Raw genomic sequence first — 14,841 nt, 5'->3', positions numbered from 1 at the left:
CGTGATGCGCAGCACGCTCCTGATCGTCCTTGCCGCCGCGGGGGTTCACCTCGCGGCGGCGGTCCCCGCCCGGGCCGACTGCACGGCCCTGGACGGGGCGGTGAAGGCGGCGATCGCCAAGGGCGACATCGCCGCCCTGCCGGGCCTGGCCGACCGTATCTCCAAGGAGTCGTCCTGCGACGGCAGCTATGTCGAGGGGGCGCGGCGCTCGATCGCGCTCGCCTTCCTCAGCGTCGGCCAGAAGGAGGACGGCAGCTTCTCCCCCGAATATGTCGCCGGCGCCGCCGCCATCGCCCGGCCCTGGCAGGTGTCGATGGCCCTCGGCGACCTCAAGTACGACGCCAAGGATTATGCCGCCGCGGCCGGGGCCTACGAGGCGGCGATCAACGAGATCCGCAACGTCAAGCTGGTGCCGAAGGCGCCGCCGCGCGAGGTGGAGGACTATCTCGCCAAGCGCGCCTACCAGGCCAAGTCCCTGGCGCCGACCTATGTCGCCTCCCGGGGCTTCCGCGGCGAGGCCGCCGGCGTGATGGTGCCGACCTTCCGCAACTTCACCGCCGTCGCCGTGCCGGTGCCGATCCGCTTCGCCACCGACGAGGCGGTGCTGACCGACGACGGCCTGAAGGCGGTCGACGACCTCTACAACTATCTCAAGGGCCAGAGGCCCAAGACCGTCGTGCTGATCGGCCACACCGACGAGCGCGGCTCGGATGCCTACAACGACAAGCTTTCGCGGGCGCGGGCGGAAGCCGTGGCTGCGGTGCTCAAGCAGAAGGGCCTCGACTGCGCCATCGACGCCGAGGGCCACGGCAAGCACGAGCCGTTCGAGGCCGATGACCGCTCCAAATACAGCCAGGACGACCTCTACGCCTTCGATCGGCGCGTGGAGTTCAAGGTGGTGCAGTAGCGGCGGCGTCCGGCCTATCGTTTGTAGACGTCGCGTCGGTTGCCGATGCGCACGACGACGATACACACGACCCGATCTTGGATGTCGGCGATGATGCGATAGTCGCCGACACGATATTTCCAGAGACTCCCCAACTTGGCACCCTTCAGGGCTTCTCCCATACTGCGAGGATCGTCCAGAACGGAGAGACGATCGCGCAGGAAGCGCAGTATCCGGGTAGAATTTTGCGGGTCGATGTTACGGAGAGCCTTCTGAGCGAGCCCGGACAGCTCAATCTTCCAGGCCATGCGCCTTCATCACCTCTTCGAGGGGAGTCGAAACGCTGCGGCCGGCGCGGACATCCTCCAATTCGCGTTCGGCGAGATAGATATCCTCCAGGTCGTCGAGATGCTCGAGAATGGCTTGACGCGCATAGAAGCTCTTGGATCGCCCGGTTGCCTTGGCGAGCGCATCGAGCCGGCTTTCGATGTCCGGAGGCAGCCGAATTGCAAGCATGAAGTGCCCTCCCATATCGTGCTATATATGTATAGCACGATATGGACAGCAAGGCAGAGATCCGTTGTAGATCTCTCTCAGTCGCTCACAGCGGCACCGCGGACCTGCACGAGGCTCGTCGATCTCTACCCCGCCTTGCGCATCGGCGTCTCCCGTGCCGCCAGCATCGCCTGCACCGTCGTGCCGAACTCGGCCGGCGTCGGCACGATGGTGACGCCGCAGGCCCTGAGGATCTCGACCTTCTCGGCCGCGCTCTCGCCACTGGTCGAGACGATGGCGCCGGCATGGCCCATCTTGCGGCCCTTCGGTGCGGAGAGGCCGGCGATATAGGCGCAGACCGGCTTGGTCATGTGGTCGCGGGCAAAAGCGGCGGCCTCGGCCTCCTGCGGGCCACCGATCTCGCCGATCATCACCACCGCGTCGGTGTCCGGGTCGTTCTCGAACAATTCGAGGATGTCGCGATGCGAGGAGCCGTTGATCGGGTCGCCGCCGATGCCGACCGAGGTCGAGACGCCGATGCCCAGTTCCTTCAACTGGGAGGCTGCCTCGTAGCCGAGCGTGCCCGAGCGCCCGACGATGCCGATGCGCCCCGGCAGGTAGATATGGCCCGGCATGATGCCGCAGAGGCTCTGGCCGGGGGTGATCACGCCGGCGCAGTTCGGCCCCAGCAGCCGCATGCGCGCCTGCGCCCGGTAGCGGCGCATGTAGCGCTTCACCCGCATCATGTCCTGGGCCGGGATGCCGTCGGTGATGGCGATGCAGACGCGGATGCCGGCATCGGCCGCCTCCATGATCGAATCGGCGGCGAAGGGCGGCGGCACGAACACGATCGAGACCGTCGCGCCGGTCGCTCCGACCGCCGCCTTGACCGTGTCGAACACCGGCAGGCCGAGGATGGTCGAGCCGCCCTTGCCGGGCGTGACGCCGCCGACCACGGGCGTGCCGTAGTCCAGCATCTCCTGGGCGTGGAAGCTGCCGATCTTGCCGGTGATGCCCTGCACCAGCACCGGGGTCGTCTTGTCGATCAGGACGGACATGGCTCAGGCTCTCTGCTGGCGTCGGGCGGCCTCGACCGACCGTTGTGCGGCCTCGGCCAGGGTGGTGGCGGCGATGACGGAGAGGCCGCTCTCCGCGATGATCCGGCGGCCCTCCTCCACATGCGTGCCGGCCAGGCGCACCACCAGCGGGCGGTCGAGCCCGGCGATCTCCACCGCCTTGACCACGCCTTGCGCCACCCAGTCGCAGCGGTTGATGCCGGCGAAGATGTTGACCAGCACCACCTTGACGTTCCTGTCCTGCGTCACAAGGCGGAAGGCCTTGGCCACCCGCTCGGGCGTGGCGCCGCCGCCGATGTCGAGGAAATTAGCCGGCTCTCCGCCGGCGAGCTTGATCATGTCCATCGTCGCCATGGCGAGGCCCGCGCCGTTGACGATGCAGCCGACATCGCCGTCGAGCCCGACATAGGACAGGCCCCGGTCGGCGGCCTGGGTCTCGCGCGGGTCCTCCTGGCTCTTGTCGCGCAGCTCGGAAATGTCGGGATGGCGGAACAGGGCGTTGTCGTCGAACGACATCTTGGCATCGAGCGCCAGCAGGCGGTTGTCCGCGGTCAGCACCAGCGGGTTGATCTCCAGCATCGTGGCGTCCTTGTCGCGGAAGGCGCGGTAGCAGCGCAGGATGACCTGCGTCGCCTCGGCGATCGTGCCGGCCGGCAGGCCCAGGGCGAAGGCGATCTCCCGCGCCTGGAAGGCCTGCATGCCGACAGCCGGCTCGACGCAGTGGCGGATCAGGCTGTCCGGCCGCTCGGCCGCGATCTCCTCGATGTCGATGCCGCCCTCGCGGGAGGCGACCACCGCGACGCGCTGCTCGCCGCGGTCGAGCACGAAGCCGAGATAGAACTCGTGCCCGATGGCGACGCCGCCTTCGATATAGAGCCGGTAGACGCCCTTGCCCTGGGGGCCGGTCTGGGGGGTGACGAGCCTGCGCCCCAGCATGGCCTCGGCGGCCGCCTCGACCGCATCCTCGCTGGTCACGACCTTGACCCCGCCGGCCTTGCCGCGTCCGCCGGTGTGGACCTGCGCCTTGACCACCCAGACCGAGCCGCCGATCTCGCGGGCCCGGTAGGCGGCCTGCTCGGCGCTGTAGGCGAGGCCCCCGCGCGGGATCGGCACGCCGTACTTGGCCAGGATCTCCTTGGCCTGGTATTCGTGGATGTCCATCCGGCTTTCCCCCAACTTTGCGTCTCAGGCCGCCTTGGCGGCGATGGCGTCGGCGACCGTGACGACGTTCTGCGCCATGCGGGCCGAGGCTGCGTCGATCATCCGGCCGTCGAGCTGGGCCGCGCCCCGGCCCTCGGCCGCGGCCTGTTCGAGCGCGACCAGGATGCGCTTGGCCCGCTCGACCTCGGCCGGCGGCGGCGAGAACACGTCGTTGGCCATGGCGATCTGGCTCGGATGGATCGCCCATTTGCCCTCGCAGCCGAGCACGGCGGCCCGCCGGGCGGCGGCGACATAGCCGTCGGGGTCGTTGAAGTCGCCGAAGGGGCCGTCGATGGCGCGCAGCCCGAAGGCGCGGCAGGCCGTCACCATCCGGTCGATCGCCGCATGCCACTGGTCGCCGGGATAGTCGGGATTGAGGCCGCCGATCACCACCGTGCGCGAGCGGCGCGAGGCGGCAAAGTCGGCGACGCCGAAATGCAGCGCCTCCAGCCGCCTGGTATGGGTCTGGCGGGCGATCTCCTCGACATTGGCCATGCCGAGCGCGGTCTCGATCAGCGCCTCGATGCCGATGCGGTTGGGCAGCCGTCTGGCTTCCTCGATCTGCGTCACCAGCGCCTCGACCATGGTGAGGTCGTGCGGGGTGCCGACTTTCGGCACCAGGATCGTATCGAGCCTGGATCCCGCCTGCTCGACGATGTCGACGACGTCGCGATACATGTAATGGGTGTCGAGGCCGTTGATGCGGATCGATACGGTCTTGCCCTTGCCCTTCCAGTCGATGTCGTTCAGCGCCTGGATGACGTTTCTGCGCGCCGGCTCCTTGTCGTTCGGCGCCACCGCGTCCTCCAGGTCGAGGAAGACGAAATCGGCGGCGGAGGCGGCCGCCTTGTCGATCATCGACGGGTTGGAGCCGGGCACGGCGAGCTCGCTGCGCTGCAGGCGCGTCGCCACCGGCTTGTACTGGGTGAAGCTCATGGGATGTCGGGGTCTCCGTGGGGCCGGCGCCGCGCGATCGCCGTGGTCAGGCCGCGGCGGCGGTCAGGTTGCTGCGGCTGGCGTAATGGCTCTGCGCCGCCGCGACGCCCGAGCCGAACGCGATGCGGGCGCCACAATCGGCCAGCGCCATCTCGGCGGCACCGAGCGCGCCCAGCAGCATCGGCTCGTTCAGCGCGCCGAGATGGCCGATGCGGAACACCCTGCCCGCCACCTTGTTGAGGCCGATGCCGAAGGACACGCCGTAGCGGTGATAGGCTTGGCGGGCCACCTGGGTGCTGTCGACGCCCTCCGGCACGACGATGGCGCTGACCGTGTCCGAATGCCATTTCGGCTCGCGGGCGCACAGCGTCAGGCCCCAGGCCGTCACCGCCCGGCGCACGCCCTCGGCGAGATGGTGGTGGCGGGTGAAGACGTTCTCCAGGCCTTCCGCAAACAGGAGGTCGAGCGAGGCCCTGAGGCCGCGCAGCAGCGTCGTCGCCGGCGTGTAGGGAAAATAGCCGTCCTTGTTGGTGCGCATCATGTCTTCGAAGGAGAAGAAGCAGCGCGGGAACTTCGAAGACCGGTGCGCCTCCAGCGCCTTCTGGCTGACCGCGACGATGGCGAGGCCCGTCGGCAGCATGAAGCCCTTCTGCGAGCCGGAGACGACGGCGTCGAGGCCCCATTCGTCCATGCGCAGGTCGATCGAGGCGACCGACGAGACGCCGTCGACATAGAGCAGGGCGGGATGGCCGGCCGCGTCGAGCGCCCGGCGCAGGCCGGCAATGTCGGAGGTGACGCCGGTCGCGGTCTCGTTGTGGGTGGCGAGCACGGCCCGGATCCGATGCGTCCCGTCGCGGGCGAGGATGTCCGCGAACGCCTCCACCGGCACGCCCTCGCCCCAGGGCCGGTCCACCACCACCGTGTCGAAGCCGAGGCGCCGGCACATGTCGGCCCAGAGCAGCGAGAACTGGCCGAAGGTGGCGATCAGCACCTTGTCGCCGGGATTGAGCGTGTTGGTCAGCACCGCTTCCCAGCCGCCGGTGCCGGAGGCGGGATAGATGAAGGCCTGGCCGGTCTCGGTCTTGAACACACGCTTGAGGTCGCGGAACAGCGGCAGCGTCAGCTCCGGGAAATCGGGGGCGCGCATGTCCTCCATCGGCAGGTTCATCGCCCGGCGCACCGGGTCGGGAATGTTGGTCGGCCCCGGGATGAAGAGGCCGGTGTGATGCTGCATGGCGTTCCTCGTCGATATCTCTGCCGGCTGTGTCCGCTGGTTCTCGCGAAAGGTGAATGAGTTGCAGAAGCACCGCAAGGCGCCGCGCCTGTGCAATATTGGCGCAGGTGCGGCAGTATTTTGAAAGTTATCATGCTTCTCTGTCGCCGGATCTTATTAGAATCGACTTACGTTTTAACAAATCTTAATTGCGGATTCAGTTTTTCTTACGCCGCATATGCATCTTGACCGATCGATAAAACCGGCGACATGGCCCGGCGGTCGATGCGGCAGGCCGGGGCCGGCCCGTCGGTCGGGGCGCCGCTCGTGTCGAATGCCGTTCTTTTTTCTTGACTTTATTCCCAGAATGCATCAGCAACCGGCTGCATTGATCGCCTGGGGATCGCGCGGCGCGCTGGATTTTCGTTTTTCGAAGCAGCGCCTCACCTCAGGCCATCCCCGAAACAATCCGCCGAGCCCATCCGCGCGAGGGCCGCGACACTGCCGGACCGAAGAGGTCGGCAATCGCGGGACCGGACGACGGCCCATGCCGTCGTTTTGACGTGGGCAGGCATGAAGGACCTATGATGACAGACCAGACTTTCACGGCGCTCGGCTTGGCCGAACCGCTGCTGCGCGCGCTCGACGCCGCCGGCTACCACACGCCCACCCCGATCCAGGCCCGGGCGATCCCGCCGCTGCTGGAAGGCCGCGACATGATGGGCCTGGCCCAGACCGGCACGGGCAAGACCGCCGCCTTCGCGCTGCCGATCCTGCAGCGCCTCAGCGCCATTCCCGCCGGCCCCGGCCCCAAGGGCGTGCGTGCCCTGATCCTCGCCCCGACCCGTGAGCTCGCCGTGCAGATCGACGAGAGCTTCCGGACCTATGGCAAGCATGTGCGCCTCAAGACGGCCGTCGTGTTCGGCGGCGTCGGCCAGGGCAACCAGGTCAAGGCGCTGTCGGACGGCGTCGACATCCTCGTCGCCACGCCCGGCCGCCTGCTCGACCTGCACCAGCAGCGCAAGGTCCGCCTCGACAAGGTGAAGATCCTGGTGCTGGACGAAGCCGACCGCATGCTCGACATGGGCTTTTCGCGAGACGTGCTGAAGATCGTCGACGAGACGCCGCTGGAGCGCCAGTCGCTGCTGTTCTCGGCCACCATGCCCAAGGCGATCAAGAAGCTCGGCGAGGAGATCCTGCTGAGCCCCGTGCATGTGGAGGTGACGCCGGAAGTGGTCACCGTCGACAAGATCGACCAGCACGTCTTCCACGTGCCGACCTCGGTGAAGCGCTCGCTGCTGCTGCACCTGCTGAACGACCCCGCCATGACGCGCGTCATCGTCTTCACCCGCACCAAGCACGGCGCCAACCGCGTCGCCGACCAGCTCGAGCGCGCCGGCGTGGGAGCGGCGGCGATCCACGGCAACAAGTCGCAGAACGCCCGGCAGAAGGCGCTGGAGGATTTCCGCGCCGGCAAGGTGCGCATCCTCGTCGCCACCGACATCGCGGCGCGCGGCATCGACGTGGACGAGATCAGCCATGTCATCAATTACGAATTGCCGGTGGATGCGGAGAGCTACGTGCACCGTATCGGCCGCACGGCTCGCGCCGGTCGCAGCGGTGTCGCCTATTCCTTCTGCGATGCGTCCGAGAAGGGGGAACTGAAGGATATCGAACGGCTCACCAGGAAGCCGCTGCAGGTTGCCGCTCCGGTGCAGGGGCTGGAGGCCGACCAGCATCGCGACCGCGGTCATCGGCCGGCGCATCAGGACCAGCGCCCGCGCGGGGATCGCAATCGCGGCGCCCGTCGGCCCCAGCGCCGTGCGGCCTGATCGGCATGCTTCGATGAAGACCCAAGGTTAGAGAGAGCCCATGGCCAAAGAAGAACTGATGGAATTCGAAGGCTCGGTTTCCGAAGTCCTGCCGGACGCCCGTTTCCGGGTGAAGCTCGACAACGGTCACGAGATGATCGCCTACACCGCCGGCAAGATGAAGAAGAACCGCATCAAGACCATCGAGGGTGACCGCGTCACCGTCGAGATGAGCCCCTACGACCTCGACAAGGGCCGGATCATCTTCCGCCACAAGGACGAGCGCGCCGCCGCCGGCCCGCGCCCGCCGCAGCGTGGTGGTGGCAACATGCGCCGGCGCTGAGCCGGCGCCGGGCTCGACCGGGCGATGCGGCTGGCGCACGCGTTCGCGGCGCTGGCCGGACACCATCACCACACGCTGCCGATCGGCGGCCCGGGGATCCGATCGCCCGGGTCCGGGAAGGTGTCGAGCGCCGCGAGCTAGAGGACAAACCCGAGGCTGAAGCCGGCGGTGCGCAGCCCGAGAAAAAGCAGGCGGCTCGAGAGCGGCAGCGCCGCCGGCCGGCGGCTCCGCGCCGTCCGCGCGCCGGGGCTCCTCGTGCCGAGGCCTTGTGCCGCCAGGCCGCCGGGCGCCGCGACCGCGCCCGTCAGGCGGCGACGGATGCGTCCCGCCTTGCGCGCCGCCCGCAGCCACAGGCCGACCGGGCGCGGCAGGGCGTCGTGGCAGAAGGCGAGCTTGCGCACGTAATGCGGCACGTGCCAGCGGGCCCAGGTGCCGGCGCGGAACAGGGCGACGTCGCCCGGGCGCAGCACCCGCGAGATTCCGCCGCCCTCGACCTGCACCTCGCCTTCGAGGATGTGCACCGTCTCGTCGCCGCCGAAATACCAGTCGAAGGTGCCGGCGGTGCAATCCCACATCGCCGTCAGCGAGGCCCCGTCCGCCGAACACGCGATCTCGGCCACGCGGGCCTGCGGCGCTCCGTCCAGGATCCATTCGGGCCGGATCGGCGCCGGGCCGAGCGGCGTTTCGCTGAGGCGTGCGCTGACGATGGGCTGTGCGGTCATGATCTCTTCCCCCGCGCCGCATTATGGTGACGCCGGGTTAGGATTGTCTTGACCGCACGCCGCCAATTTGCACGACGCGTCGCGGGCCGCCCTACAGGATGAACCGGCTGAGATCCGTGTTCTTGGCGAGGTCGCCGACGGTCTTCTGCACATAGGCCGCGTCGATGGTGATGGTCTCGCCGCCGCGGTCGGGTGCGGTGAAGGAGATCTCGTCCAGCACCCGCTCCATCACGGTCTGCAGCCGGCGCGCGCCGATGTTCTCCACCGTCGCGTTGACCTCCACCGCGATCGAGGCGATGGCGTCGACGGCGTCGTCCGTGAACACCAGGGTGAGGCCCTCGGTCTGCATCAGCGCCACGTATTGCTTGATCAGGCTCGCCTCGGTCTCCACCAGGATGCGGCGGAAGTCGTCGCGCGTCAGCGCCTGCAGCTCCACCCGGATCGGCAGGCGGCCCTGCAGCTCGGGCAGGAGGTCCGACGGCTTGGCGACGTGGAAGGCGCCGGAGGCGACGAACAGGATATGGTCGGTCTTGACCGCGCCGTGCTTGGTGGAGACCGTGGTGCCCTCGATCAGCGGCAGCAGGTCGCGCTGCACGCCCTCGCGGCTGACGTCGCCGCTGCCGCGTCCCTCGCGGGCGCAGATCTTGTCGATCTCGTCGAGGAAGACGATGCCGTTGTTCTCCACCTGCCGGATCGCCTCCTGCACGATGCTGTCCTGGTCGAGCAGGCTGTCGGCCTCGTCCTGGATCAGCTGCTCGTAGCTCTCGCGCACGGTGGTGCGCCGCTTCTTGGTGCGGCCGCCGAAGGCCTTGCCGAACATGTCGCCGAGCGAGATCACCCCCATCTGGCCCTGGGGCAGGCCGGGAATGTCGAGGGTGGGGGTCGAGGTGTCCTTGACCTCGATCTCGATCTCCTTGTCGTCGAGCTCGTTGGCGCGCAGCTTGCGGCGGAAGGACTCGCGCGTCGCCGGGCTGGCGGTGGCGCCGACCAGCGCGTCGAGCACCCGCTCCTCCGCGGCGAGATGAGCCTTGGCCTGCACCTCCTTGCGCTTCTCCGCCTTGGTCAGGGCAATGCCGATGTCGAGGAGGTCGCGCACGATCTGCTCGACGTCGCGGCCGACATAGCCGACCTCGGTGAACTTGGTCGCCTCCACCTTGAGGAACGGTGCGTTGGCGAGCTTGGCCAGGCGCCGGGAGATCTCGGTCTTGCCGACGCCGGTCGGCCCGATCATCAGGATGTTCTTGGGCATCACCTCCTCGCGCAGGCTCTCGTCGAGCTGCAGCCGCCGCCAGCGGTTGCGCAGCGCGATGGCGACGGCGCGCTTGGCGTCGTGCTGGCCGACGATGTGGCGATCGAGCTCTGAGACGATTTCACGGGGCGAGAACGTGGTCATGGGCACTCGGACGTGGGACAGAACAGCAAGATAGGGGCAGGGCGGCCAAAATGCACCAGCGGCCCTCCGCGAGGCGCCGGGCCGCCGGCCGGACGGCGGCGTCAGGCCGCCTCCAGGCTCTCCAGCACCAGGTTGTGGTTGGTGTAGACGCAGATGTCGGCGGCGATGCCCATGGCCTTGCGCACGATCGCCTCGGCGTCGAGATCGGTGTCGATCAGCGCCCGGGCGGCGGCGAGGGCATAGTTGCCGCCCGAGCCGATCGCCATCACGCCGCCCTCCGGCTCCAGCACGTCGCCGGTGCCGGTCAGCGCCAGGCTGACGGACTTGTCCGCCACCAGCATCATCGCCTCCAGGCGGCGCAGGTACCGGTCGGTCCGCCAGTCCTTGGCGAGCTCGACGCAGGCGCGGGTGAGCTGGCTGGGATATTGCTCCAGCTTGGCTTCCAGGCGCTCGAACAGGGTGAAGGCGTCGGCCGTGGCGCCGGCGAAGCCGGAGATGACGTCGCCCTTGCCGAGCCGGCGCACTTTGCGGGCATTGCCCTTGATCACCGTCTGGCCGAGGCTGACCTGGCCGTCGCCGCCGATCACCACGCGCCCGCCCTTGCGGACCATCAGGATGGTGGTGGCGTGGAAGGGCGAACGCGGCCCGGTGTCGGTCATGCTCTCGGGAGGGAAGGTCATCGGCACTCTCGGTTTGGGTCCGCCTTATCTATGGAACGAAGCGGCGAACGCAAAGGGTGCCGGCAAGGACCGTCACGGGGTGCCGGCAAGGACCGTCATGCCGCGACGTCGCGGCGGCCGACCGCCAGGCGGAAGCCGATGGCGGCGAGGAACAGCGCCGTGCCGCAGGCGGCCGTCAGGGCCAGCAGCGGGCCGAAGCCGCCGCCGGCATGCGTGAGGCCGATCAGCGGCGCGGCGACGCCGGCCGTGGTGAAGCCGAGGAAATAGCTGACGCCATAGGCCTTGCTCCGCAGCGCCGCCGGCACGAAGCGGGCGACCAGGGCATCGTCCACCACCACCTCGCCGTAGATCGCGGCCATGGTCAGCGCCAGGCCGAGCAGCAGGAGCGGCCCGGTGAACAGCGCGGCGATCAGCAGGCCGGTCATCTGCGACGCCGCGAGCAGCACCAGCAGCGTGGGCAGCGCCACCCGGTCGATCAGCGTCCCGACGACGAGCTGCATCGCCGCGCCGCAGACCAGCACGGCCGTGGCCAGGGTGCCGGTCCATGCCAGCGTCAGGTCGGCGCCGGCACGCTCGTCGATGATCTTGGGCAGGGCGATCGTGACCAGGCTGTAGGTGATGCCGCCCGCCAGGATGGCCAGCACGGCAGCAGCGAGGGCGAGGCCGGGACGCGCCACCGGCTCGGCCTCGGCCGGCGCCGCGCCGTCGGCCCGGCCGGCGGGCGCATCGGACGTCGTGGCGAGATAGACGAGGCCGCAGGCGATCGCGGCGAGACCAGGCAGCAGGAAGGCGGCGCGCCAGCCGAGCGTGGCCGCGGCGAGCGCCGTGAGCGCGGCAGCGCCCGACGCGCCCAGGTTGCCGCAGACGCCGTTGAGGCCGAGGTCGCGGCCGAGCCGGCGCGACGTCGCCGCCAGCATCGACAGGCCGACGGGGTGGTAGATCGCGCAGGCCGCGCCGAGCGCCAGCAGGGCCGCCGCCAGGCCGGCCGGGCCCTGCGCCGTGGCGACGGCGGCCGAGGCCAGGCCCGACCCGATGAAGAAGGCGGCGAGCAGCCGCCGGGGCCCCAGCCGGTCCGCCACCCAGCCGACCGGGAGCGACAGCACGCCATAGGCGATCAGGCCGCCGGTCGCGAGCGGGATCAGCCGGTCGTAGGCGAGGCCGGTCTCCGCGGCGACCGCCAGCACCGCGGTGGGATAGATCAGCATGAGGTAGTGCACGAGCGCATGGGCGGCGTTGACGAAGGCGATGGTGCGGGCAGGGGAGGACATGGCGCATTCCGCTGGCGATGCCCTATCGTGCCTTGGCCCGATTCGGGCTTGGGGCCAATCCTTCATGAAAACGGGCCAAACCTTGCCGGACGCGTTCGAGACCAGTCCCCGCCTCGTCAGCCTGTACGCCCAGCCCCATGGCGACGGCGAGACCACCGGCTGGCACAGCCACGAGCGCGGGCAGCTCCTGGCCGCCGCGCGCGGGCTGATGGTCGCCACGACAGCAGTGGGCGCCTGGTACGTGCCGGCGGACCACGCCCTGTGGATCCCGCCCGGCGTGGCGCATGATGTCGCCATGCGCGGTCCGGTCTGGATGACGAGCGCCTACGTCGCCCCGCCTGCGGCCCTCGGCCTGCCCCATGGCTGCAAGGTGCTGGCCGTCTCGCCGCTGCTGCGTGCGGCGATCGCGGCGCTGGCCGGCGAGCCGCCGCTCTACGACGAGGCCGGGCGGGGCGGCCACCTCGCCGCCCTGATCGTCGACGAGATCGGCCGTGCGGCGGATGCGGCCCTCGCCTTGCCCATGCCGTCCGACCGTCGGCTCGTCCGGCTCTGCCACGCCCTGATGGCGGCGCCGCAGATGCGCCGCGGGCTCGATGCGCTGGCCGAGGCCGCCGGCATGAGCCGGCGCAGCCTGACCCGACATTTCCGGGCCGAGACCGGGCTGTCGGTGCTGGCCTGGCGCCGGCGGGCCCGCGTCCTGGCGGCGCTCGGGCCCCCGCGCCGGGCGCTCACGCCGGGCTTGCCACCGCCTCCCGGGTGAAGAAGCGGGGGTGGTCTTCGATCACCGCGGCGATCAGGCGCAGGGAAGCGGCGACCTGGAGCACGGCCGGAGCCGCGGTGGGCACCCCGATACGGCCGGCGGCCTCCCGCAGCGCGGCGACCAGCGCCAGCGCCGGGCGCGTGTCGCGCGGGCGCGCCTGGATCAGGCGCGCCACGCCGGTGAGGCCGTCGGCCAGGACCTGGCCCGCCGCGGCGGGCAGCGCGCCGGCGCGTTCGGCGCGCCGCAGCCGCAGGATCTCCAGGCCGAGCATGACCGAGGCGATGGCGCCGTCGAGGAGCACCTTGCCCGCTTCGCCGCGCTGCTGCACCAGCGGCATCAGCTGGTTGACCCGGTCATAGGCGAGGCTCTCGAAGGCCGAGGGCTTCGGGATACGCTCGTGCAGGCTGAGGCGCATGAGGTCGCCGTGCATCGCCTCGACCAGCCGCAGCATGGTCTCGCGCGGGCGTTGCGGCAGCACCACGGCGAAGACCCCCATGCTGAGCAGGATGCCGATGAGGATGGCGGCCGTGCTGCCGAGAAAGGCCTGCGGCGCATAGGCCATGGCCGCGTGCGGGTTGAGGAACAGCACGAAGTTGATGGCGAAGGCGGTGGCGATGCTGGTGAGGCGCGGATTGGCCATGGCGAGCCCGGCCCCGACCAGCACCGGCGCCACGAGCAGCACGAACCAGCCGAAGCCGGGCAAGGCCGGCAGCAGGAGCTGGCCGACCAGGAAGGCGAAGGGCGCGGCGATGAAGGTGCCGCGGAAGAAGCTCCAGGCCGACTGCATGGGATCCGGCATCGAGGCGAACAGGCTCGACACCACGGCGACGATGACCGCGACCCCGGCCGCATCGGCCCAGCGCGTCGCCATCCAGAAGGCGGTGACGCACAGGCTCGCGACAGCCGCCCGCACGGCGTTGGTCAGCGCCGCCCGGTGGTCGCGATGGATGGTGAGGGCCGGCAGGGCCTGCGGCGCCACCCGGTCGGGCGAGCGCAGGCGCAGCGCCGAGAGGCCGCGCAGCGTCGCCTTGAGCGCGCCGAGCAGCTCGGTGAGGATGGTGAGGCGGGCGGTGACGCCGACATAGTCCTCGTCCTCGACGGCCGGTGCGTCCAGGCTCTGCTGCGCCCGCGCCGTGAGCTCGTCGATGCGCCGGAGGCTCGGCCGGATCTCGAGCAGCGCCTCCGGCCTCTCCGCCAGGTCGGTGAGGATGGCGTCGAGGCTGCGGCGGAACGGCTGGATGGCGCTGCTGGGATGCGCGGCGCGGGCCTGCAGCGTCCGCGCCGCCGACATCGCCGCCAGGAGATAGCCGATGGTGTGGCGCATCTGCCGCCCATGGGTCACCAGGCCTGGCGCCTCCAGCCGCGCATAGGCGCGCATGGCGGCGAGCGCCTGGGTGTCGGCGATCAGCGCGGCATACATGGCGTCGAGCTCGGCCCGGCCGGCCTGGTGGATCGCGGCGGCGGCATAGCGGGCGAGGTCGACGATGCAGGCGGCGAGCCGCTCGACCAGCGCGTCGCGGGCGAGCTGCGGCAGCACGAAGCGGCCGGCCAGGCCTGCCAGCACGATGCCCAGCATGATCTCGGCGCAGCGCGCCACCGCCAGCTCGACGAAGAGGTGCGGGTGGCCGAAGGCGGGCAGGCCGATGATCGCCGCGGTATAGCCGGCCAGCGCCGCGCCGTAGGATTCCGGGTTGCGCAGCATCGAGGAGACGAAGGTGCACAGGCCGATCCACAGCGCCAGCATCACCACGAACAGGATGGGCGAATCACCGGCCGCGGCGGCGATGCCGATGGCGGCCAGCGCACCGACCAGCGTGCCCACCAGACGGAAGAAGCCCTTGGCCAGCACCATGCCGGCCACCGGCTGGGAGACGATGAACACCGTCATCATCGCCCATTGCGGCTGCTCCAACCCCAACGCCGAGGCGATGAACAGCGCGGCGAGCCCGGTCACGGCGGTGCGCAGGGCGAAGATCCAGTCCGCCCGCGGCGGCAGGGCGAGGCGCGGCATCGAGACGGCTGGGCTGACGGACATGCGACCTGGATGCGACCACCGGA

The 14,841-nt window shown here is 70.0% G+C and carries 16 protein-coding genes; 5 read left to right on the top strand and 11 right to left on the bottom strand.

The features are described from left to right. Positions 1-4 precede the first annotated feature (4 nt). Positions 5-907: an OmpA family protein gene (locus QO011_RS27860; protein WP_307279557.1), complete on the top strand. Its 903-nt coding sequence runs from the start codon at positions 5-7 to the stop codon at positions 905-907. A 14-nt stretch (positions 908-921) separates the two neighbouring features. Here the strand turns inward: QO011_RS27860 and QO011_RS27855 are convergent, their stop codons facing one another. The 6 genes from QO011_RS27855 to QO011_RS27830 all read right to left on the bottom strand — a co-directional run bounded on the left by QO011_RS27855 (position 922) and on the right by QO011_RS27830 (position 5,827). Next, positions 922-1,194, bottom strand: coding sequence for a type II toxin-antitoxin system RelE family toxin (locus QO011_RS27855; RefSeq protein ID WP_307279556.1), 273 nt, complete (start codon positions 1,192-1,194; stop codon positions 922-924). Next, on the bottom strand, positions 1,178-1,402 hold the full coding sequence (gene relB / locus QO011_RS27850) for a type II toxin-antitoxin system RelB family antitoxin (RefSeq protein ID WP_307279672.1): 225 nt from the start codon (positions 1,400-1,402) through the stop codon (positions 1,178-1,180). Before relB ends, QO011_RS27855 begins: the two co-directional genes overlap by 17 nt. 125 nt (positions 1,403-1,527) lie before the next feature. Continuing rightward, positions 1,528-2,439 carry a succinate--CoA ligase subunit alpha gene (gene sucD, locus QO011_RS27845; RefSeq protein WP_307279554.1) on the bottom strand — a complete coding sequence of 304 codons (912 nt, stop codon included), beginning with the start codon at positions 2,437-2,439 and terminating at the stop codon, positions 1,528-1,530. Between the two features lie 3 nt (positions 2,440-2,442). Beyond that, positions 2,443-3,618, bottom strand: coding sequence for a malate--CoA ligase subunit beta (locus tag QO011_RS27840; RefSeq protein ID WP_307279551.1), 1,176 nt, complete (start codon positions 3,616-3,618; stop codon positions 2,443-2,445). A gap of 24 nt (positions 3,619-3,642) precedes the next feature. Continuing rightward, positions 3,643-4,593, bottom strand: coding sequence for an HpcH/HpaI aldolase/citrate lyase family protein (locus QO011_RS27835; RefSeq protein WP_307279549.1), 951 nt, complete (start codon positions 4,591-4,593; stop codon positions 3,643-3,645). A 46-nt stretch (positions 4,594-4,639) separates the two neighbouring features. After that, positions 4,640-5,827 carry an aminotransferase class V-fold PLP-dependent enzyme gene (locus tag QO011_RS27830; protein ID WP_307279547.1) on the bottom strand — a complete coding sequence of 396 codons (1,188 nt, stop codon included), beginning with the start codon at positions 5,825-5,827 and terminating at the stop codon, positions 4,640-4,642. Here QO011_RS27830 and QO011_RS27825 point away from each other — a divergent pair. From QO011_RS27825 to infA, 3 genes are all read left to right on the top strand, one after another. Then, positions 5,826-5,951: a hypothetical protein gene (locus tag QO011_RS27825; RefSeq protein WP_307279544.1), complete on the top strand. Its 126-nt coding sequence runs from the start codon at positions 5,826-5,828 to the stop codon at positions 5,949-5,951. The genes QO011_RS27830 and QO011_RS27825 overlap by 2 nt on opposite strands. A 442-nt stretch (positions 5,952-6,393) precedes the next feature. Further along, positions 6,394-7,638 (top strand): DEAD/DEAH box helicase, encoded by a 1,245-nt coding sequence (locus tag QO011_RS27820; protein ID WP_307279542.1) that lies wholly within the window; start codon positions 6,394-6,396, stop codon positions 7,636-7,638. 40 nt (positions 7,639-7,678) lie between these two features. Further along, a complete protein-coding gene (gene infA, locus QO011_RS27815; protein WP_307279540.1) occupies positions 7,679-7,960 on the top strand; it encodes a translation initiation factor IF-1 in 282 nt (93 codons plus the stop codon). A 137-nt stretch (positions 7,961-8,097) separates the two neighbouring features. On the opposite strand, the gene QO011_RS42565 is transcribed toward infA, so the two are convergent. From QO011_RS42565 to QO011_RS27795, 4 genes are all read right to left on the bottom strand, one after another. Then, positions 8,098-8,682, bottom strand: coding sequence for a cupin domain-containing protein (locus QO011_RS42565; RefSeq protein WP_370882016.1), 585 nt, complete (start codon positions 8,680-8,682; stop codon positions 8,098-8,100). Positions 8,683-8,773: 91 nt separating this feature from the next. Next, complete coding sequence (hslU, locus tag QO011_RS27805) at positions 8,774-10,075, bottom strand: ATP-dependent protease ATPase subunit HslU (protein WP_307279538.1); 1,302 nt, start codon at positions 10,073-10,075, stop codon at positions 8,774-8,776. Positions 10,076-10,176: 101 nt separating this feature from the next. After that, positions 10,177-10,755, bottom strand: a complete 579-nt coding sequence (gene hslV / locus QO011_RS27800; protein WP_307279535.1) for an ATP-dependent protease subunit HslV — start codon at positions 10,753-10,755, stop codon at positions 10,177-10,179. Positions 10,756-10,850: 95 nt separating this feature from the next. Continuing rightward, complete coding sequence (locus QO011_RS27795; RefSeq protein WP_307279533.1) at positions 10,851-12,023, bottom strand: MFS transporter; 1,173 nt, start codon at positions 12,021-12,023, stop codon at positions 10,851-10,853. Between the two features lie 64 nt (positions 12,024-12,087). Between QO011_RS27795 and QO011_RS27790 the strand changes: the two genes are divergently transcribed. Continuing rightward, positions 12,088-12,783, top strand: coding sequence for an AraC family transcriptional regulator (locus tag QO011_RS27790; protein ID WP_307279530.1), 696 nt, complete (start codon positions 12,088-12,090; stop codon positions 12,781-12,783). Here QO011_RS27790 and QO011_RS27785 read toward each other — a convergent pair. Then, a complete protein-coding gene (locus tag QO011_RS27785) occupies positions 12,752-14,818 on the bottom strand; it encodes an FUSC family protein (protein WP_307279529.1) in 2,067 nt (688 codons plus the stop codon). The genes QO011_RS27790 and QO011_RS27785 overlap by 32 nt on opposite strands. Between the last annotated feature and the right edge of the window lie 23 nt (positions 14,819-14,841).

Origin of the sequence: Labrys wisconsinensis (genome assembly GCF_030814995.1) — a bacterium.
Classification (GTDB): domain Bacteria; phylum Pseudomonadota; class Alphaproteobacteria; order Rhizobiales; family Labraceae; genus Labrys; species Labrys wisconsinensis.
This window is presented reverse-complemented; position numbering and strand designations above follow the sequence as displayed.

Excerpts from the sequence above, each read along its gene's own strand:
- QO011_RS27860 (WP_307279557.1), top strand. The coding sequence starts at position 5 with ATGCGCAGCACGCTCCTGATCGTCCTTGCCGCCGCGGGGGTTCACCTC.
- QO011_RS27855 (WP_307279556.1), bottom strand. The coding sequence starts at position 1,194 with ATGGCCTGGAAGATTGAGCTGTCCGGGCTCGCTCAGAAGGCTCTCCGT.
- relB (WP_307279672.1), bottom strand. The coding sequence starts at position 1,402 with ATGCTTGCAATTCGGCTGCCTCCGGACATCGAAAGCCGGCTCGATGCG.
- sucD (WP_307279554.1), bottom strand. The coding sequence starts at position 2,439 with ATGTCCGTCCTGATCGACAAGACGACCCCGGTGCTGGTGCAGGGCATC.
- QO011_RS27840 (WP_307279551.1), bottom strand. The coding sequence starts at position 3,618 with ATGGACATCCACGAATACCAGGCCAAGGAGATCCTGGCCAAGTACGGC.
- QO011_RS27835 (WP_307279549.1), bottom strand. The coding sequence starts at position 4,593 with ATGAGCTTCACCCAGTACAAGCCGGTGGCGACGCGCCTGCAGCGCAGC.
- QO011_RS27825 (WP_307279544.1), top strand. The coding sequence starts at position 5,826 with ATGGCGTTCCTCGTCGATATCTCTGCCGGCTGTGTCCGCTGGTTCTCG.
- QO011_RS27830 (WP_307279547.1), bottom strand. The coding sequence starts at position 5,827 with ATGCAGCATCACACCGGCCTCTTCATCCCGGGGCCGACCAACATTCCC.
- QO011_RS27820 (WP_307279542.1), top strand. The coding sequence starts at position 6,394 with ATGACAGACCAGACTTTCACGGCGCTCGGCTTGGCCGAACCGCTGCTG.
- infA (WP_307279540.1), top strand. The coding sequence starts at position 7,679 with ATGGCCAAAGAAGAACTGATGGAATTCGAAGGCTCGGTTTCCGAAGTC.
- QO011_RS42565 (WP_370882016.1), bottom strand. The coding sequence starts at position 8,682 with ATGACCGCACAGCCCATCGTCAGCGCACGCCTCAGCGAAACGCCGCTC.
- hslU (WP_307279538.1), bottom strand. The coding sequence starts at position 10,075 with ATGACCACGTTCTCGCCCCGTGAAATCGTCTCAGAGCTCGATCGCCAC.
- hslV (WP_307279535.1), bottom strand. The coding sequence starts at position 10,755 with ATGACCTTCCCTCCCGAGAGCATGACCGACACCGGGCCGCGTTCGCCC.
- QO011_RS27795 (WP_307279533.1), bottom strand. The coding sequence starts at position 12,023 with ATGTCCTCCCCTGCCCGCACCATCGCCTTCGTCAACGCCGCCCATGCG.
- QO011_RS27790 (WP_307279530.1), top strand. The coding sequence starts at position 12,088 with ATGAAAACGGGCCAAACCTTGCCGGACGCGTTCGAGACCAGTCCCCGC.
- QO011_RS27785 (WP_307279529.1), bottom strand. The coding sequence starts at position 14,818 with ATGTCCGTCAGCCCAGCCGTCTCGATGCCGCGCCTCGCCCTGCCGCCG.